Consider the following 17564-nt stretch of genomic DNA (forward strand, 5'->3'; position numbering starts at 1 on the left):
ACCCGGGAGACAGCCGATCAGTGCGGCTCATTCGCATCTCGCATCTGGTCGTCACGCTCGACCGCGGACTTCGTGCAGTAGTGGGGTGATGTCGCGCAGGTCGGGCAGCACCATGTCGGCACCGGCTCCGCGCAGCTCATCTTCGCTGCTCCTGCCGGTCGCAACGGCCACGACCCGGACTCCGCAGGCCCGGCCACCGGCTACGTCCGCAGGTGTGTCACCGATGAGGATGGCGTCGTCCCCGGCACAGTCAGCCCTTTGGAGGCAAAGGCGTACCAGGTCACCCCGTTCGTCGGCGTCTTCGCCGTACGCGCCCATGTCCCAGACGATGTGTTGGTCCAGGCCGAAGAGGCTCAACTTGATTTGCGCGACGGGCCGGATGTTGCCAGAGACGACGGTCTGTGTCACGTCCCACGAGGCGAGCGCTTCAAGAGCCGCTGTGGCGCCGGGGAGCGCCTGCCCTCTCTTGCGTAGGTCAGCCGAGCGTTTCAGATGCTCTTCTGCCAGGGCCTCGGCGAACTGCTCGAAGTCTGCGCGGTTGGTGGTGAGTGCGTGGAGCTTCGCGGTCTCTCTGAAAATGACCGGCTCGGTGACGCCGTCCACCTTCGCCTGCACGCGCATCGTCAGGCCCGTCGTCCGCTTGAACGCGGCTGCGGACAGCTCACGTCCGACCCCATGCGTCGAGATCAGTGTGTGGTCGATATCCCACAGCACCAACCGCACCATCTTGCCTCCGCTTCCCAGCTCCGAAGTACAACGTCCCACACGGCCAGGGCCGGAACGGTACCCCCAGGCTCAGAATTCCGACCTACCCTGACGTCATCCAGTCGGGAAGAGGTGTCATGGACGCAAGCCTTGGCGTCGGTAAGCGGGTTAAGCGTTACCGAGAAGCCGCCGGGCGCAGTCAGACGGTCGTAGCCGGACTCTGCGGTATCACCGAACGCTACTTGGCCATGATCGAGTCCGGTCAGAAGACACCTTCGCCCAAGGTCTTGTCGCTCTTGGCCGCCGAGCTTGGCGTTCCCGTCGCCTCGCTGCTCGGTGACTCTCCCGGGGCCGAACCGGCAGCGGCCGGCCGGGCAGCACCGGACGTGGTCCGCACGCTCACGGGGTACAGACGCCCGAGTCTCAACGAACCAGCCGTGTCCCCCGTCGACCTCCGGGAGCGGGTGGAGCAGGCATGGAGCTGTTGGCAGACGAGCAAGGACCGGTTCAGCCGGGCCGAGGAAACCCTTCCGGCGCTGATCGGTGATGTCGAGCACGCTTTAGCTGCTCGGCGTCGCGGTTCCGAAGCGGCCGCACGTCGGGACGTTCTGCGCATCGCTGCCGACCTGTACGGACTCCTGCGTTCCTACTGTCGTCGTGTCGGCCGTCTGGATCTCTCCCTCATGGCCGCCGACCGGTCAATTCGTGTGGCCGAGGAGGCCGACGACCCGGTTCGTCTGGCCGGCGCGCAGTGGAATCTCGGGCATGTGTTGTTGTCCGACACCCGCGACGGCGCGGCCGAAGAAGCCAAAGATGTTGCCCTACGCGCAGTTGACCGGATTCGAGGCGAGACGAACACGTTCGGTCTGACCGCCGTGAGAGGAGCCTTGGAACTCGTAGCCGTTGTCGCTGACGCCCGGCAGCGCAACTGGTGGAAGGCCAGGGAACGGCTCAAGACAGCCGCCTCCCTCGGCAAAGAGGCCGGAGAAGGCAATGTCCAGCGGACGGTTTTCGGCCCGACGAACGTGAACCTCCACGCCATGAGCGTCGAGATGCTGGCCGGCGAGGCCGCAGAGGCGCTTCGCATGGCGGATCAGTTGGACACCAGGGTGCTCCCTTCCCGCGAACGGCAGTTCACGTTCGGGCTGGAGGTGGCACGGTGCCACGCGCTTCGTCGCAAGGACGCCGCCGTGTACGTCCATCTCCTGGCCCTGGACGAACTGGCTCCCGAGGACTTGGCCCGCAGTTCACAGGGCCTGGCACTCGTGACGGATCTCGTTCAGCGAGTGCGTCCCACATACCGCCGACAGGTTTCGGAACTGGCCGATCGGCTGGGTGTCGTCTGAGGCATTCGGCCCCCGAACTGAGAGTTCGGGTGAACTCTCAGTTCGGGGCAGGAGCCGCTCATCTTCGTACGGTCGCAGGACTGTCAGCGATCGCTACGGAGACAAGTGCATGAAGACGTCAATCGGTGGCGTGGCCATAAAGCCATCGCCACGTTCGCCTCGCGCTGCGGCGGTGCTCGGGATGGAGCCAGAGCGGTGACCGTCGCGGGCAGCGCACGATCCACGGCTCATCTGGCCGACCCCATTTCGCGCTGGTTGGCCGACGTCTTGAGCGAGCCTGACACCGCGTGGGAGGACTGGGATCAGGGACGGCCGGCCATCCTGCGCACCGGTGTGCGCTTCGACGCCGTCCGCATGCATCCTGACCTCGTCCACGCCGCCGTCGGCCACACCTCTCCCGAAGCGGTGGCCGCTGTGCTGGCCGTTGCGTTGACCGGGCCGGTGATCTGCCACCCTGGCGTCTGGTATTACGCCCTCGTACCAGCGCAGACATCAGAGACCTGACGGTACCCGCACGCCACGGTACGAGGCCGCGGCTCCTGGCTCGGTGTTCCCCGCGTGGACCGTACGGAACCCCGCGCCACCCCGTACTGGGCCGTGCCGCCCGCGCGGGTCGGCCGCCTCTGCCTGCCGGATGCGGTGGCTGTGCTGCTGCAAGCCGGGCAAGCACGTCTTGAGGATCCCGGAGCGGAGCAGGCGGCGGCCTACCGTCACCTGCTGGAACATGCGTCCAGCTGCCTCCCCTGCCGGGACGGCGTCGCCTGCGCGTTCGGTAAGCGTCTGCGGCGAGCGGAGCGGGCGGCACGACGATGCCCCTCAGTCCCTGGCAAGAGCTCGTCTGCCGTGGCTGTCTCGGGCGTCTGATGCTCACGCACCACACGACGCACGCCGGCCCGGCCCGCCCGTACCTGGCCACCGGCCATCCCTGCTGATGGAAGCCTCGATGTTCTGCGACCACTGCGGGCAGCCGATCCTGCCGGGCCAGCGGTACACCACCCACCATGTCGAAACCGGCACCGGCACCGGTGCCGCTCCGTCCGTCCGCCGGCACGCGGCCCAGTGCCGTCCGCCTTCCATATCGCTGCCGCGACGGTCGCCGTCACGCGCCACCGACGTCGGCGCCGCGTAGACGGCTGTGACTCCCGCCCCCGGCCGGGCTCCCGGCCAGGAACAGCCGACCGGGGCGGGTGGGCCACCAGGGCCCAGCTCTGCACCACCCGGCATCCGGACGGACCGGGCGCCGGCTCACAGGTACAGGAGATCACCATGCGACACCTGCTCGGCCTGGTCAACGGCGGAGAGGACGACGGCGGAGAAGACGACGGCCAGGGCGGTAACCCGTCCGGCGGCTGCGGTGACGGTGACGGCTGCGGCCGTCAGTAACGGCGCGATACCTCGTTGAACCGTGCGGCCCCGCTCGCGTCGGGGCCGCACGGCCGATCGCAAGGAGAACCAATGGCACCTCGCCACCACCACGCGTACGTGTGGACGGGCCACGGTGACGTACTCGTGAAGCCCGGAGACGCACCCCGGCGCCCGACGAACGACGAGTTCCGCACCGCGCAGGTGATGCCTCTCGAAAGCGCGGACTGGCTGCTCAAGACCGCCTCCCGGATCGAAGCCACGTTCGCCGAGCCCAAGGAGGCGGCGGACTGGTACACGGAGACGGTCGCCGAGCACGCCCCCACATTCGCCGGCACCTATGGGGCACCTCCAGGGGCAGAAGAGATCGTCCGGCGGCTGAGGGACGGTGAAGACGTCGTGGGCGGCTGGTGGGTCGTCGGCGGCCGGTTCCTCTCGGTGAACCTGATCGCCTACCCCCACCGCATCCGAACGCAATACGCCTGCCCGGCCCCCTGATCTCCCGCATGCCTCGCACACGGCAGCGACGCGCGGGTCACGATTCCGCGCCCCGGGCCGGCCGTCGGCCACAGCACACTCCTACGGCTGGGCCTGTATGCCCGCGTCTCCTCGCCCGACCAGGAGACCGATCTGGAACGGCAGGTCGCCAGGTTGTCCTGGTGGGCGGCGCGGGCCGGCCACCGGGTGGTGCGCGTGGAGGCGGAGGTCGCATCCGGTCCGAACGGCGCGGAGGCGCTGGGGCGGTTGCTCGCGCTGCTGGGGTAGGGCGTGTTGCGAAAGTCCCGCCTGACCGCGAATTCGGATGCTCAGCCCTGCAGCGCGGTCCCGTGGACTCCGTACGTGTCCATCAGCGTGAGCTCCTCCTCCGTGAGCGGCGGGAAGTCCAGCGCCCGCACGTTGTGATCCAGCTGCCACGTCGAGCTCGCTCCGATCAGCGCGCTGGTGACCTGCGGCAGCCGCAGGACCCACTGCAGGGCGAGCTGGGCCAGTGACTGCCCACGTTCGCGGGCCAGTGCGTCGAGCGCCGTCGTCCGCTCCCGGTAGGTGTCGTCCATGACGTTCGGTGACAGGAATACGCTGTTCCGCGCCCGCGCACTCTCGGGGACGGTGCCGGTGAGATATTTGTCGGTGAGCAGTCCTTGGGCCAAGGGGCTGTAGACGACGAGCCCGAAGCCGTCCTGAGCGGCCAGTTCGATCAGCCCGTCGCGTTCCGGGCGCCGGTCGAAGAGGGAATAGCGCGGCTGATGGACCAGTAGTGGCACCCCCGCCTCGCGCAGCAGTACGGCGGCTTCGTGGGCTCGCTCGACGGGGTAGTTGGAGATGCCCGCATACAGCGCCTTCCCCGAGGTGACGGCGCTTGCCAGCGCGCCGACCGTCTCCTCCAGAGGCGTGGTGTGGTCGGGACTGTGGCTGTAGAAGATGTCGACGTAGTCGGTGCCGAGGTCGCGCAGACTGTGCTCGAGCGAGGTCAGTAGTGACTTGCGGGAGGCGCCGCGCTGGTAGGGGCTGGAACCGATCGGGTTGCCGGCCTTGGTCGAGAGGATCAACTCGTCCCGGTAGGGGGCGAGGTCCCTGCGCAGCACCTGCCCGAAGAACCTCTCGGCGGCGCGGTGCGGCGGGCCGTAGCGGTTGGCGTTGTCGAAGTGCGTGATCCCCAGATCGAAGGCGTGCAGCACGATGTCGCGCTGTGTCCCATAGGGGTGGTCGGTGCCGAACTTCTGCCACAGGCCGAACGAGAAGGCGGGCAGGTCGAGCCCGGAGGTCCCGGCGCGGCGGTAGGGCAGATGGTCGTAACGGTCGACCGCCGGCCGGTGAGGGCTTTCAGGGGTGGCGTCGGAGGGCATGCGGAGCTTCCCGTCGTGGTCGTGGTCCATTGCCGGTCAATTTCTTCAGGGTGTAATAAAAGATATGCAGAACAAAGCCTCTCGCGAGGTATCTTCATGGAAAAGATCAGCGAAGAGGAGAAGTGATGTGCCCGGCCCCCGTCAGGAAAGTCACCATCTCGGCGAGCGAACTCGATGCCGCGCTCCGCGAAAACACGTCGGTCGTCGTCCTCGAGGTGGGAAGAACAGCGGGGGAGGGCCCTGATCCCCGGCATTCCTACGCGGTTGGGCATATCCCCGGCGCTCATTACGTGCCGTTCGAATCGGACCTCGTCGGGCGGCCCACCAAAACCACCGGGCACGGTCCGCTCCCTCGCGCCGGCGACCTGCAGGAGCGGCTGCGCGCCTGGGGCGTGGACGGCGGCAGCACCGTCGTCGTCCACACCCGGCAGAATCCCGCCGTGGCCGCCCGGGCCTGGTGGATCCTGCGCTGGGCCGGGGTGGCGGACGTGCTCTGTCTGGACGGCGGCCTCGCCGCCTGGCAGGCCCTCGGCGGACCGCTCGACACCGGCATTCCGCCGAAGGCTGCGGGTGCGGCCGTCGTGCGGCCCGGTTCGCTCCCGGTCCTGACCGCCGAGGACGCCGGACGGCTCGCGGCCACGGGACACCTCATCGACGCGCGCGCCCCGCAGGCGTACGCCGGCGATCCACGGCGCACGGGCACCGGCCATATTCCCGGCGCGTACAGCATCCCCGGTGCGGACAACTTCGCCGGGGGCGAGCTGCGCACCGCCACGGAGCTGAAGACCCTGTACGCCGCCCACCTGGACGGACGCGTGGTCGGCGCGTACTGCGGCGGTGGGGTGTCGGCGACGACGACCGTGCTGGCACTCGCCTCCCTGGGGGTCGAGGCGGCCCTGTACCCCGGCTCGTGGTCCGCCTGGATCACCGATCCCGCGCGGCCGACCACGACCGGGACCGAGCCCGGCGCGCAGCCGTCCGCGGCGCCGTGACACCGGGGGCCGGGGTGCGGCGCCCCGGCCCCCCCCGGCACCCTCGGAGCGTCCGGCACCTCACCCGCGGTCGACCACACCGGGGCCGCCCGAGAGGTCGCCGGTGAACAGGCCGCGCAGCTCGGCCTCCTCGTCGGCAGTCGGGACCCACCGGGAGGCCTGGACGTTCTCGTCGAGCTGCGCGGGCACGGTCACCCCCGCGATCACGCTGGTGACCGTCGGCTGGGCGAGCAGCCAGCCCAGGGCCGCCGCGCTCGGGGTGATGTCCCGGTCGCGCGCGAACCGCTCGAACTTCGCCAGTGCCGCCCAGGGCGCCGAACGCAGCAGATAGCGTTTCAGATTGGTGATCTTCGCATTCTCCGGAGCCCGCCCCGCCGAATACTTTCCGGTCAGCAATCCGTTCTGCAGAGGAAAGTAGGGAATGAAACCCAGGTCATGGTGTCCCAGTGCCGGAATCAGTTCCTCCTCCGGTTTGCGCCACAGCAGACTGTATTCGTCGGTCGTCGACACGAACCGTGAAAGTCCCTGAGCGCGGGCGGTGTGTTCCGCGTCGACGATCTGCCAGGCCTTGAAATTGGATGCGCCGACGTACCGCACCTTTCCTGATTGTATGAGCGTGTCGAGTGCCGACAGGGTTTCGCCGATCGGCGTGAAGGGGTCCGGGAAGTGGATCTGGTACAGGTCGATGTAGTCCGTGCGCAGCCGGCGCAGCGACTCCTCCACCGCGGCGACGATGTACTTGCGGGAGCCGGGCCGGCTGTAGGCGGCGCCGCGCTCCCGGTTCAGGTTCAGTCCGAACTTGGTGCCGATGACAACCCGTTCGCGGCGACCTCCGAGTGCCGCGGCGAACAGTTCCTCGCTCTGGCCGGGCCGGTCGCCGTAGCCCTCGGCGAGGTCGAAGTACGTGACGCCGAGGTCGATGGCGCGGTCGACGATCGCGGTGACCGCCTCCTGGCCGGTCGCGCGCATGCCCGACCGGCCGAACGTGCTGGCGCCGATGCCGATCTCGGACAGGACGAGGCCCGACGAGCCGAGCCGGCGGTGTCCGTCGGGGAGTGGTGTGGCAGGGGGCACGGGTTTTCCTCGTTACTCGGTAGGTTCAGTAGGTGTCGTCGGTGTCCAGCAGGCCCTGGAGCGTCGAGGCCTCGTACTCGGTACGGAAGATGCCGCGGCGCTGCAGTTCCGGGACGACGAGGTCGACGAAGAGGTCGGCCGGTCCGCGGTGGTACGGGGGGAACAGCTGGACGCCGTCGAGCACCTCCTCCTCCAGGTTTTCCTCCAGCCAGTCGGCGATGGTGTTCGCGTCACCCACGACGGCCGGCTGCTGCGCGTGCCGGGCGCGCTGGACGTAGTGGTACAGCTCGCGCAGGGTGGCGTCCTCGCCGATCTGGTCGCCGAGTATCCGCCGCAGCAGTTCCCGGTCGTTCTTGGTGTCGCGCGCACGGTCGGTGAGCAACGGCGAGAGCGCGTCGTCGGCGAGCGCGTCGACGTCGACGACGTCCAGGACACGCTCGCTGTCACGGACCCGCGACAGGTCGATGCCGAAGGCCCGGGTGAACGCCGCGGGCAGGGCCTCCGTCAGCTGCAGCGCGTTGATCTCGTTGAACTTCGCGCGCGCCTCCCGCGCGGTGCCGCCCAGGTAGAAGGTGATCCCGGGGATGACCTTGAACTTCTCCGGGTCACGCCCGTTGGCCGCGACGCGTTCCTTGAGCCCGCGGTATTCCTCCTTGCCGCGGCTGATGCCGAAGTACGGGGAGAACCGCACCTGCGCGAAGTCGGCGCCGTAGCGCAGCGACTCCTCGGACAGGCCCACCTGGACGATCGGGACGTGGGACTGCACAGGAGGCGGGACGTTCAGCGGTCCGCGCACGTCGAAGTGCTCCCCGTGATGGTCGAGCTGGTGCCAGGAGCCCGGCCGCACCAGCGTGCCGCCCGGCCTGTCGTCGAGCAGGAAGCCGGGCTCCCAGCTGTCGTACAGCAGCCGGTTGACCACTTCGGTGAACTCCCGGGCCCTCGCGTACTTCGTCTCCTCGGTCGGCACCGGGTTCTTGCCGTAGTTGCCGACCGGGTCGCCGTCGCGGTCGATGCCGAAGACCACGTTCAGCGCGGTGCGCCCCTGGTTGAAGTTGTCCAGGGTCGCCAGCTGCCGGGCGACGCCGTAGGGGTGCTCGAAGGAGGAGTTGACCGACATCACGAACCCGAGGTTCTTCGTGACCGCCGCGGCATGACCGGCGTACACGAAGTTGTCCCAACGGAAGATGCGGTTGAGACGGTCGGGCTCGCTGCCCAGCGCGCTGCCGGCGAAGACGTAGTCCAGCTTGCCGCGCTCGGCGGTCCGGGCGATGTCGAGGATGACACTGGGGTCGCGCAGGCCGGCGTTGGTCGCCTCCGGAAGCCGCCAGGCGTCCAGGTCCCAGCCGGTGCCGTACGCGGCCAGGCCCAGGCGGAGTTTGCGTCGGGTGCTCATGCGGATCGTTCCTCCGGGTGGGTCGAGGCGAAGCTGTTGGGGGGCGTGGCCAGGCCGAAGTGGCCCCGGAAGGTGTCCGTCGTGTACTCGGCGCGGTACACGCCGCGCTCCTGGAGGAGGGGGACCACCTCGTTCGCGAAGCGCTCCAGCGGCTCCCACAGGAAGGGCACGCTCACGTTGAACCCCTCGGCGGCGCCGCGGTCGAACCAGTCGACCAGGGTGTCGGCGACGTGCTCGGCCGTACCGGTCACCAAGGGGAAGTTCCCCGCGATCGAAGCGGCCAGCAGGTCCTTGACCCGCACACCGCCGTTGTCCACGGTGCGGTCGGTGCGCTGCGCCAGCGCCTTCAGCAGGGAGCGGCCGTAGTCGTTGAACCGTTCGGCGGTGTCCGGCTTCACCGTGCCGTCGATGCCCAGCGGCCGTAGTTCGGCACCGACCCGCTCCGACAGCGAGCGGACGCTGCGCACGCCCTTGGGCAGCGGGGACCGGGAGGCGCTGATCCGGGCCCAGCCCGGCCCCGACCAGTACGCCTCGTCCTGGTCGCCCTCGACGATGTCCTCGTCGAACGGCAGCAGGTCGTTCAGCTCTTCGTACAGCTTGACGGCCTCCGCCCGGGTGTCGGCGACGAGGGGCGTGATGCCCGGCAGGAAGAAGATCGGGTCCACCCGTCCGCGCAGGCGTTCGGCGCGCCGGCGCACGTCGGTGTTGAACGCGATCGAGTCCTCCGGCGTCGCGGGACCAGTGAAGTTGACGTCGGCCCATTTCGCGCTGAGCTCACGGGAGAGCTCGGAGGCACCCGCGTACAGCAGCGGCACATGGCCCTGCGGCGGCCGCTCCAGCGGCAGCGTGCCCGCGACCTGGAAGTGCCTGCCCCGCCAGTCGAGCCGATGGACTTTGGTGTCGTCGATGTAGCGCCCGGCCTTCTTGTCCTGCAGATAGGCGCCGTCCTCGATGCTGTCCCACAGCCGCCGCACGACGTGGATGAACTCGTCGGCGCGCTCGTAGCGGGCGGCGCCGCCCAGGTCGGGCAGGCTGAAGTTCCGGGCGGCCAGGTCGGAGGCGCCCAGCACCACGTTCCAGGCCAGCCGTCCGCCGCTGAGGTGGTCGAGGGACGACGTCAGCCTCGCCAGGATGTACGGCTCGTAGAAGGTCGGGTGCGCCGTCACGACGAGCCCGATCCTCGAGGAGTTGAGGGCGAGCTGGGAGGCCAGGGTGAAGGGCTCCAGGCGTCCGGTGTTGTGCGTGGTGATCCACTGTTCGCCCACGATGTCGCCCGGGAGGGTGTCCCCGAGGAAGAAGAAGTCGAACTTCGCGTCCTCGACGATCCGCAGCGCCCTGGTCGCGTACTCCAGCTCGAATGCCTGCGCCGTGGGCGCGTGCGAGTGGCGCCAGCCGCCCCAGTGCGTGCCGTTGAGCCAGTGCATGTAGCCCAGGTGGAGCTGTCGCTCGGGCATCATGTGTTCCTTTCTGTCGCGGACCGGCCGGGCCCCACGAGGACGGCCGGACCGGGCCCGGCGGCACCGGGGATCGACGTCAGCAGTTCCTTGACGTAGTCGGTCCGGGGCTCGGTGAGGACGTCCAGGGCGGCGCCGCGCTCGACGATGTGCCCGTGGTTGAGGACGACGATCTCGTCGGACACCTCGGCGATGACACCGAGGTCGTGCGAGATGAAGACGTAGGTCAGCCCCAGTTCGCGCTGGAGCGAGTCGAGCAGACCGAGGATCTGGCGCTGCACGGTCACGTCGAGGGCGGAGACCGGTTCGTCCAGGACGACGACGTCCGGCCGCGGTGCGAGCGCGCGGGCGATGGCCACTCGCTGCCGCTGGCCGCCCGAGAGCTCGGCGGTGTACCGGTCGGCGAGCGCGGCGGGCAGGCCGGTCACCTCCAGCAGTTCCGTGATCCTGCCCGCCCGCTCCCGCGCCGATCCGTAACGGTGGCCCCGGAGCGGTTCGTCGAGGATCGCGCGGACCGTCGAGCGCGGGTTGAGCGAGGCGAAGGGGTCCTGGTAGACCATCTGCACCTTGCGGTAGAGGCCGGCCTGCCCGGCGCCCCGGCGGTGGTGGACGACCGGTTCGCCGTCGATCTCGACCGAGCCGGTGTCCGCCGGGGTCAGCCCGGCGAGTACACGTACGAGGGTGGTCTTGCCCGAGCCCGATTCGCCGACGATCCCCAGCGTGGTCCCTCTGCGCACCTGGAACGAGGCGTCGGCCACCGCGGTGACCGGGTCGGAACCGTGGCGGGAGGCGAAGGTCTTGCCGACCCGTCTGGCCTCGACGACCACCGGGGAGTCCGCGGGCACGGTCCGGGAGTACTCCAGCCGCGCGGTCGCCGCCTGCCGGCCGGAGAAACCGAGCGAGGACGACCGCAGCAGGTCCTCCGTGTACGGGTCGCCCGGTTCGGCGACGACCTCGGCGGTCCGGCCGCCGCGGACGATCCGCCCGTCCTTCACCACGGCGATGTCGTCGGCCCGCTCCGCGGCGACCCCCAGGTCGTGAGTGATGAGGAGGATCGCGAGGTCCTCGCTCTCCACCAGGCCCGACAGGAGGTCGAGGATGGTCCTCTGGACCGTGACGTCGAGCGCGGTGGTCGGCTCGTCGGCGATCAGGAGCCGGGGCCGGGTGCTCATCGCGGCGGCGATCAGCACTCGCTGGCACATTCCTCCGGACAGCTCGTGCGGATAACGGCCGTACAGCCGGCCGGGATCGCGCAGTCCGACCTTCGCGAACAGGTCGAGGACCCGTTCGCGCCGCTCCGCGCGGGACCCCACGCCGTGCGCGCGCAACGGTTCGGCGGCCTGGACGCCCACGGGCAGCAGGGGGTTGAGGCCCAGGAGCGCGTCCTGGGGGATGTAGCCGATCTCCTTGCCGCGCACCCTCCGGTACTGCCGCTCGGACAGGCCCGTGAGTGTACGGCCGCCGAGGACGACCTCGCCCGCGGTGATGCGGCCGTTCTCGGGGAGGGTCCCGGTGACGACCCGGCCGAGGGTGGACTTGCCGGAACCGGACTCGCCGACGACGGCCAGGATCGAGCCCGCCGCGACGTCCAGGCCCACGCCGTCGAGCACGGGCACCGCGGCGCGGCCGGGCACGGCGAACTCGGCGCTCACATCGCGCAGTCGCAGCAACGGCTTGCCCTGCCGCCCGGGTGACGGCACGTACTCAGGCGACGACATGGGTCCTCCCTCGGTTGAACGACCTGCCGACGCGGTACACCGCGAGCACGGTCACCACGATGACTAGGCCGGGCAGCAGACTCAGCCACCACTGGACGCCGATGAACGTGCGTCCCTCGGCCACCAGGAGGCCCCACTCGGGTGTCGGCGGTGGCGCGCCCAGGCCCAGGAAGCTGAGCGCGGCGACGGTCAGGATCGCCGTGCCGATGTCCATGGTCGCCGCGGCCAGCACCGACCTGGACGCGTTGGGCACGACGTGCTTGAACAGGCGGCGGACGTACCCGTGGCCCGCGAAGACCGAGGCCTCGACGTACTTGGCGTTGCTCACCTTCAGTACCTCGGACCGCATCAGACGGGCGAAGCCGGCCGTGCTGTTGATGCCGATGGCGACGGCGATGTTGAGCGTCCCGCGGCCCAGCGCGGAGATGATCGCGAGGGACACGATGAGGCTCGGCACCGCCAGCATGATGTCGACGACCCGCATCAGGACGCTGTCGGCCCTGCCGCGCAGGGCGCCCGCGACGAGACCGACCAGCGAGCCACTCACCAGACCGATGGCCACCGCGATGATCGCCGCCTGGAGGGACAGCCGGGTGCCCCACGCCGTGCGGGTGAACTGGTCACGGCCGAAGTCGTCGGTGCCGAACAGATGGTCCGGGCTCGGCGCGAGCAGCATCTGTGACGCGTCCTGCCGCAGCGGGTCGCCGGTGGCGAACAGGCCCGGGTGGACCGCGGCGAGGAGGATCACGACGATCCACAGGTACGCCACGAGGAGTCCGGGCGAGCGCAGCAGTCCGGCCGCCCGCCCGCCTCGAGCCCGCAGCCGCGGTTTCCCGGCCGGTGGCGCGGACGCCCCCGTTTCCTTCGCTTCGAGAATCGTCATGTCATCCGTCCCAGGAGATCCGCTTGTCGAGCAACGGGTGGACGGCGTCGACGACGAGGTTCACGACGACGAAGATCACCGCGCTGATCGTGACCGCGACCAGGACGACCGGCATGTCACGGCCGTCCACGGCGTCGACCACCAGGCGTCCCACCCCGAGCCGGGAGAACACCGTCTCCGTCAGGACCGTCCCGCCGACCATCACGCCGACGGTGGTGCCCAGCGATGTGATGACCGGCAGCGCGGCGTTCTTCAGTGCGTGCCGGACCAGGACGTCAAACCGGCTGAGCCCCCAGTTGCGGGCCGTCTCGACGTACGGCGAGGTGAGGGCACCGCGCAGGTTAGCCGTCAGGAGCTGGGAGATGCTGCCGCCGCCGGCGACCGCGAGGGCCGCCGAGGCGATGAGCAGCCCACCGAATCCCGGGTCGCCGACCGCCTTGATCCAGTGCAGCTGGAAGGCGAAGACCTGCAGCAGGACGAGCCCCACCAGGAAGGGCGGCAGTGACACCGCGACCGGCGGCAGCGAGATGAGGAGTTCGCGTGCCCATTTCCAGTTGGTCAGCTCGATGACCACCGACAGCGTCACGCCCAGCACGACCGCGAGGAGCAGTCCGAGGAACGCCAGTTTGAGTGTCTCGGGGAAGGACTCGAAGTACACCTCCACCGCCGGCCGGCGCTGGTAGACGCTCTGCCCGAAGTCACCCCGCAGGGCTCCCGTCAGCGCGTCCCAGTACTGCACCCACACGGGGCGGTCCAGACCGAGCAACTCGCGCTGCTCGGCCAGGAGCTGCTTCACGTCGGCGCCGTCGGCACCGGCGGTGAGACCGCCCGCCGCGTCACCGGGCACGACGTACAGCAGGAAGAACGCCCCGGTGAAAGCACCCCAGACCACGATCACGCCGTACAGGAGCCGAAGACCGTATCGTGCCATCGGTCTACTTCTCCGCCAGCCAGGCGTTGATCAGGTACTGGTCGAGCCCGACCGGCGTGATGTCGTGCAGCCGCGGCGAGTGGGCCCAGATGTCCACGTCGTTGGACACCGGCACCTCGTAGGCCTGCTCGACGAGGATGCGGGACGCCTGGTCGACCAGTTCCTGACGCTTGTCCTTGTCGATCGTCTGGTTCTGCTCCTGGAGGAGCTTGTCGAGTTCCTTGCCCGTCTTGTCGCCGTCCGCGACGAAGCTCCGGTCGGAGCCGTCCGTCGTGCCGTAGTTGGCACGCAGTACGTCGGGGTCGGGCGAGGAGGCGTACCAGTAGGCGACGTCGTACTCGCCGCTGAGCAGCGCCTCGTTCGCCTCGGCGGCCAGCGGCGGGTCGAGGACGAGTTCGATGCCGAGCTTCTTCCACTGGTCCTGCAGGACCTGCATGCCCGCGTCGTCCCGCGGGGCACGCAGCGACAGCCGCTCGCCGTCGGCGTTGCGGCGGATGCCGTCGGAGCCGGTCCTGGTCCAGCCGGCCTGCTCCAGGAGCGACTTCGCCTTCTTCGCGTCGTACTCCAGGAACCTGCTCTGGTCGGAGTAGTGCGGGTTGTCCTTGCTCAGCGGACCGGTCGCGGGCTGGTCCACGCCGCCCGAGGCGATCTTGACGAACTGCTCCCGGTCCACGCCGATCTGGAGCGCCTGACGGACCCGCACGTCCTTCAGGAACCTGGAGGAGGTGTTCAGCGGCAGTTCGAGCCCGGTCGCGGGATTGAGCGTCTTGGAGATCGTCAGGCCGGCGCCCTCCAACTGGGCGACGTACTTGGCGTTCACCCAGTAGATGAACTGGAGCTCGTCCCCGCCGATGACCGCGCCGTTGCGGACCGAGTCCTCGGGGATGATCTTGTAGACGACCTGGTCGAGGTAGGCCGGCCCGTTGTGCTCGAAGTACTTCGGCGCCCAGTCGTAGTCCTTGCGCTTCTTCAGCACGATGCGCTGGTTCGGTGTGTACTCCTCCAGGTAGAAGGGGCCCGATCCGTCCAGCCACTTCTGCCGCTTCTCGACCGGGAGTTCGGCTGTCTTCTCCGAGACGATGCCGACGTACGCACGGGACAGGGATGTCAGGAAGGCGGCGTTGGGCTCCGCGAACTCGACCGTGACCTTGTTTTCCGAGGGCGTCGTGATCCTGCTGATGCCCTGCACGATGGTCTTGGCGCTGGAGTGGATGCCGGGACGGTTCAGGCTCTCCAGGTTGGCCTTGACCACCTTCGCGGTGAGTTTGGTGCCGTCGTGGAAGGTCACGTCGTCACGCAGCTCGAACGCGTACCTCCGCGCGTCGTCGCTGACCGTCCAGCTCGTGGCGAGCCACGGTTCGACCTTCTTGGTCTCGGGGTTGTAGAAAACGAGGGAGTCGGCCAGGGAACGGGCCACCGTGCGCCAGACCTGGTTGACCACCGCGGCGTCGACACCGCCGGGGTCGGCACTGAGGCCGATGTTGAGCGTGCCTCCGTAGCGGTCCTTCTTGGCCACGTTGGCGGCCGTCTCGCTCTGCCCACCGCTCCCCGAGCAGGCGGCGGTGGCGAGAAGCGCCAACGCGGCGCCCGCTGTGGCGAGCCGGCGCCACGGACGTGAACTGAACACGACTTGTTGTTCCTCTCGATCGGCTCAGGGCGAGCGGTAGCGGCCGCGCGGTCGTCAATGCCCGGTCGGCGCTACGTAGTTGCACTTGCCTCAGACGAAGGCGTAGCAGTGATACATAAAACTTCTTGCTTCGAAAATCCGTGTCCCACATCGCGTGAGATGGGGGTGACTCCGCACCACCACCTCTTGGCCTGCGCGTCTTTGCTGTACAGGCCGCCATCAGGCGCCGCTCGAACGAGGGAGTGGGGATGCGGCGTGGTAACAGCTGGATACCGCTACCTCGTAGCCGATATGTTTACACGGGTGCGCGGGAAGTATCGTGACGACGGTGTTGCAGTCTCCTGAACGGGGAAACCGGCGTGGTGTTCGACAAGAAGTACAGCGACGAGGTCCGGCAGCGCGCGGTCGAACGCGTACGGCAGAGACGCCTCGCGGAGCCGGAGAACCGCTCGATCGTCCGGGAGGTCGCCGAGGAGTTCGAGGTCGGGCCGCAGTCCCTGCGCAAGTGGCTCACCCGCTACGACGACGGCAGTTACGACTACGACTCGACGTCCGCGTCCGCGTCCATGTCCACGTCCACGTCCACCGACGGTCACGGAGGGGGCCGGGAACCCCGCGCCGCTCCGGCCGGCAGCCAGGAACGCGGGGCGGGCCGGCGCGAACTGCTCGCCAGGATCTCGGAGCTTGAACATCACGTCGCCGTCCTGCGGGAGGACAACCGCTCCCTGACCCGTGTCGTCGCGCTGCTGGCCGACCAGTTGCGGGTGGCCACCACGAACGGTGTCCAGATCCCGGACTCCGCGGTCCGCCCCACACCGCGCGCCTAGAATTCCTCCGGTGAGTGACAGAACGACCGTGGTCAGCAACCTGCACGGGCGGACCACCGAGGTCCGCGGCCGTTACGCCATCGCGGGACCCGGCTTCGAGATCGTGTCGGACGGGTCGGTGCGCAGCGGCGGTCCGGGCGAGGAGGCGGGCTCGCTCGACCTGCTCGTCGCCTCCCTGGTCTCCTGTGCGCTCAACGCGTTCCGGCACGACTTCGTCCAAGGCGGACAGCCGGAGCGGCAGGTCGAGATCTTCGCCCGTATCGAGCGCAGGATCGAGGGGGACTACCTCGGCACGCTCATCATGGAGTGCTTCATCGACGGCGTCGACCACGTGACGGCCGACGAACTCGTCGCCGAGTACAAGAAGCGGTGCCGCATCTACAACGCCCTCAAGGAGAGCCTTCCGGTGGTGTTCGTCCCGCACGCGTCGGGATCCCCGGAATGACGGCGGCCCGGTCCTCCCCTCTCGTGGACGCCCGGACGGCGTACGCGCGAAGGGCGCACTCGGTTTTCATCGAGGTCGCGCCGTGGCGGGTGATGGCACCGGGGCCGGATCCGATTCAGGGAAGTGTCCCGGGTGCGATCCGGACATCGGTCAGGTCCGACTTCGCCGGCCGTCCGACGGCCACCAGTGGTCACCTTCCGCTGCCGGAGCCCGGCGCCGTGCACGCCGCCCTGCTGGCCCACGGCGTCGGGCCCGCCGACGACCTCGTTCTCTACACCCGCCGCATCGAGGAGCTGTCGTCCGCCGCCCGCGCGTGGTTCGTCCTCACCTGGGCGGGCTTCCGTTCGGTGCGCGTCCTGGACGGCGGCCTGCCGGCCTGGACGCGTGCGGGCGGTCCCACGGGCCGTGCCGGGAGGACGCGGCCGGCCGCCCCGCTTCAGGGCTGCTCGGTGCGCTCGCCCACGTCCTCGCCCCCGCCCCTGCCCCTGCCCGCGGACGGTGGCCGACGCGTACTGGACGCCGCGGACGTGCTGGAGATCGCGGACTACGGCACGCTCCTCGACTCGCGCCCCAGGGGCGTGTACGACGGAGCGCCGGACGATCCGCGCACTGGTCACGTCCCGCACGCCGTCCACGCTCACGCGGTCGAACTCCTGGCACCGGACGGGCTGCTCAGGTCGCCGACCGAGATGCGGAAGTGGTTCCTGCACCGCCGGGCGATCGGCAGCCATGAGGTCGGTGCCTATTGCGGCGGTGGGGTGTCCAGCGCGCTGCTGGTGTTGGCCGGAGCCCTGCTCGGGCAGCAGGTGGGCCTGTTCGTGGATTCCTGGTCGGCCTGGGCGCGCGACGAGTCCCTGCCTGTCGAGCGCGGCGCGGCGCTGACCCGATCGGCGGCTGTCGACACCGACTGCGCGTGAGGGCGTTCCCCGTACGGTCGCTCCGCGCGCACCGTGGGAGGGACAC

17 protein-coding genes are annotated in these 17564 nt (G+C 69.4%); 8 read left to right on the forward strand and 9 right to left on the reverse strand.

From position 1 onward, the window contains the following. Positions 1–51 precede the first annotated feature (51 nt). On the reverse strand, positions 52–726 hold the full coding sequence (locus tag IG02_RS0125905; RefSeq protein WP_030752873.1) for an HAD family hydrolase: 675 nt from the start codon (positions 724–726) through the stop codon (positions 52–54). Between the two features lie 116 nt (positions 727–842). On the opposite strand from IG02_RS0125905, the gene IG02_RS0125910 reads away from it, so the two are divergent. From IG02_RS0125910 to IG02_RS36980, 4 genes are all read left to right on the forward strand, one after another. Then, positions 843–2051 (forward strand): helix-turn-helix domain-containing protein, encoded by a 1209-nt coding sequence (locus tag IG02_RS0125910; protein WP_030752876.1) that lies wholly within the window; start codon positions 843–845, stop codon positions 2049–2051. 195 nt (positions 2052–2246) lie between these two features. Continuing rightward, positions 2247–2555 carry a hypothetical protein gene (locus IG02_RS0125915; RefSeq protein WP_030752878.1) on the forward strand — a complete coding sequence of 103 codons (309 nt, stop codon included), beginning with the start codon at positions 2247–2249 and terminating at the stop codon, positions 2553–2555. Positions 2556–3506: 951 nt separating this feature from the next. Then, entirely contained in the window at positions 3507–3911 is a 405-nt protein-coding gene (locus tag IG02_RS0125930) for a hypothetical protein (protein ID WP_030752882.1), read from the forward strand. Positions 3912–4004: 93 nt separating this feature from the next. After that, a complete protein-coding gene (locus tag IG02_RS36980; protein WP_420707794.1) occupies positions 4005–4178 on the forward strand; it encodes a recombinase family protein in 174 nt (57 codons plus the stop codon). Between the two features lie 41 nt (positions 4179–4219). Here the strand turns inward: IG02_RS36980 and IG02_RS0125940 are convergent, their stop codons facing one another. After that, entirely contained in the window at positions 4220–5287 is a 1068-nt protein-coding gene (locus tag IG02_RS0125940) for an aldo/keto reductase (protein WP_234314911.1), read from the reverse strand. A 95-nt stretch (positions 5288–5382) separates the two neighbouring features. Here IG02_RS0125940 and IG02_RS0125945 point away from each other — a divergent pair, with 95 nt between their 5' ends. Further along, positions 5383–6249 carry a sulfurtransferase gene (locus IG02_RS0125945; protein ID WP_030752886.1) on the forward strand — a complete coding sequence of 289 codons (867 nt, stop codon included), beginning with the start codon at positions 5383–5385 and terminating at the stop codon, positions 6247–6249. Positions 6250–6309: 60 nt separating this feature from the next. On the opposite strand, the gene IG02_RS0125950 is transcribed toward IG02_RS0125945, so the two are convergent. The 7 genes from IG02_RS0125950 to IG02_RS0125980 are packed head-to-tail and all read right to left on the reverse strand — an operon-like array spanning position 6310 to position 15329. Then, the gene (locus IG02_RS0125950; protein ID WP_030752889.1) at positions 6310–7323 is read right to left on the reverse strand and encodes an aldo/keto reductase; all 1014 of its coding nucleotides are present in this window, start codon (positions 7321–7323) and stop codon (positions 6310–6312) included. Between the two features lie 25 nt (positions 7324–7348). Continuing rightward, positions 7349–8716: an NtaA/DmoA family FMN-dependent monooxygenase gene (locus IG02_RS0125955; protein WP_030752893.1), complete on the reverse strand. Its 1368-nt coding sequence runs from the start codon at positions 8714–8716 to the stop codon at positions 7349–7351. Next, positions 8713–10170: an NtaA/DmoA family FMN-dependent monooxygenase gene (locus IG02_RS0125960; protein WP_051765742.1), complete on the reverse strand. Its 1458-nt coding sequence runs from the start codon at positions 10168–10170 to the stop codon at positions 8713–8715. Before IG02_RS0125960 ends, IG02_RS0125955 begins: the two co-directional genes overlap by 4 nt. After that, positions 10170–11888 carry a dipeptide ABC transporter ATP-binding protein gene (locus tag IG02_RS0125965; RefSeq protein ID WP_063756858.1) on the reverse strand — a complete coding sequence of 573 codons (1719 nt, stop codon included), beginning with the start codon at positions 11886–11888 and terminating at the stop codon, positions 10170–10172. Before IG02_RS0125965 ends, IG02_RS0125960 begins: the two co-directional genes overlap by 1 nt. After that, positions 11875–12771, reverse strand: a complete 897-nt coding sequence (locus IG02_RS0125970) for an ABC transporter permease (protein WP_037804243.1) — start codon at positions 12769–12771, stop codon at positions 11875–11877. Before IG02_RS0125970 ends, IG02_RS0125965 begins: the two co-directional genes overlap by 14 nt. A gap of 1 nt (position 12772) precedes the next feature. Then, positions 12773–13702: an ABC transporter permease gene (locus IG02_RS0125975; protein WP_030752903.1), complete on the reverse strand. Its 930-nt coding sequence runs from the start codon at positions 13700–13702 to the stop codon at positions 12773–12775. Between the two features lie 4 nt (positions 13703–13706). Further along, the gene (locus IG02_RS0125980; RefSeq protein ID WP_030752905.1) at positions 13707–15329 is read right to left on the reverse strand and encodes an ABC transporter substrate-binding protein; all 1623 of its coding nucleotides are present in this window, start codon (positions 15327–15329) and stop codon (positions 13707–13709) included. Between the two features lie 359 nt (positions 15330–15688). Between IG02_RS0125980 and IG02_RS0125985 the strand changes: the two genes are divergently transcribed. Genes IG02_RS0125985 through IG02_RS37995 form a run of 3 tightly spaced genes read left to right on the forward strand, consistent with a single transcriptional unit; the run spans position 15689 to position 17518 of the window. Continuing rightward, positions 15689–16156 carry a transposase gene (locus IG02_RS0125985; protein ID WP_030752909.1) on the forward strand — a complete coding sequence of 156 codons (468 nt, stop codon included), beginning with the start codon at positions 15689–15691 and terminating at the stop codon, positions 16154–16156. Positions 16157–16166: 10 nt separating this feature from the next. Continuing rightward, a complete protein-coding gene (locus IG02_RS0125990) occupies positions 16167–16601 on the forward strand; it encodes an OsmC family protein (protein WP_158712384.1) in 435 nt (144 codons plus the stop codon). Then, positions 16598–17518 carry a sulfurtransferase gene (locus IG02_RS37995; protein ID WP_078854827.1) on the forward strand — a complete coding sequence of 307 codons (921 nt, stop codon included), beginning with the start codon at positions 16598–16600 and terminating at the stop codon, positions 17516–17518. Before IG02_RS0125990 ends, IG02_RS37995 begins: the two co-directional genes overlap by 4 nt. Positions 17519–17564: the final 46 nt, after the last annotated feature.

It is taken from the genome of Streptomyces sp. NRRL F-5135 (genome assembly GCF_000719775.1).
GTDB lineage: Bacteria > Actinomycetota > Actinomycetes > Streptomycetales > Streptomycetaceae > Streptomyces > Streptomyces hebeiensis.

Excerpts from the sequence above, each read along its gene's own strand:
- IG02_RS0125905 (WP_030752873.1), bottom strand. The coding sequence starts at position 726 with ATGGTGCGGTTGGTGCTGTGGGATATCGACCACACACTGATCTCGACG.
- IG02_RS0125910 (WP_030752876.1), top strand. The coding sequence starts at position 843 with ATGGACGCAAGCCTTGGCGTCGGTAAGCGGGTTAAGCGTTACCGAGAA.
- IG02_RS0125930 (WP_030752882.1), top strand. The coding sequence starts at position 3,507 with ATGGCACCTCGCCACCACCACGCGTACGTGTGGACGGGCCACGGTGAC.
- IG02_RS0125940 (WP_234314911.1), bottom strand. The coding sequence starts at position 5,287 with ATGGACCACGACCACGACGGGAAGCTCCGCATGCCCTCCGACGCCACC.
- IG02_RS0125945 (WP_030752886.1), top strand. The coding sequence starts at position 5,383 with ATGTGCCCGGCCCCCGTCAGGAAAGTCACCATCTCGGCGAGCGAACTC.
- IG02_RS0125955 (WP_030752893.1), bottom strand. The coding sequence starts at position 8,716 with ATGAGCACCCGACGCAAACTCCGCCTGGGCCTGGCCGCGTACGGCACC.
- IG02_RS0125960 (WP_051765742.1), bottom strand. The coding sequence starts at position 10,170 with ATGCCCGAGCGACAGCTCCACCTGGGCTACATGCACTGGCTCAACGGC.
- IG02_RS0125965 (WP_063756858.1), bottom strand. The coding sequence starts at position 11,888 with ATGTCGTCGCCTGAGTACGTGCCGTCACCCGGGCGGCAGGGCAAGCCG.
- IG02_RS0125970 (WP_037804243.1), bottom strand. The coding sequence starts at position 12,771 with ATGACGATTCTCGAAGCGAAGGAAACGGGGGCGTCCGCGCCACCGGCC.
- IG02_RS0125975 (WP_030752903.1), bottom strand. The coding sequence starts at position 13,702 with ATGGCACGATACGGTCTTCGGCTCCTGTACGGCGTGATCGTGGTCTGG.
- IG02_RS37995 (WP_078854827.1), top strand. The coding sequence starts at position 16,598 with ATGACGGCGGCCCGGTCCTCCCCTCTCGTGGACGCCCGGACGGCGTAC.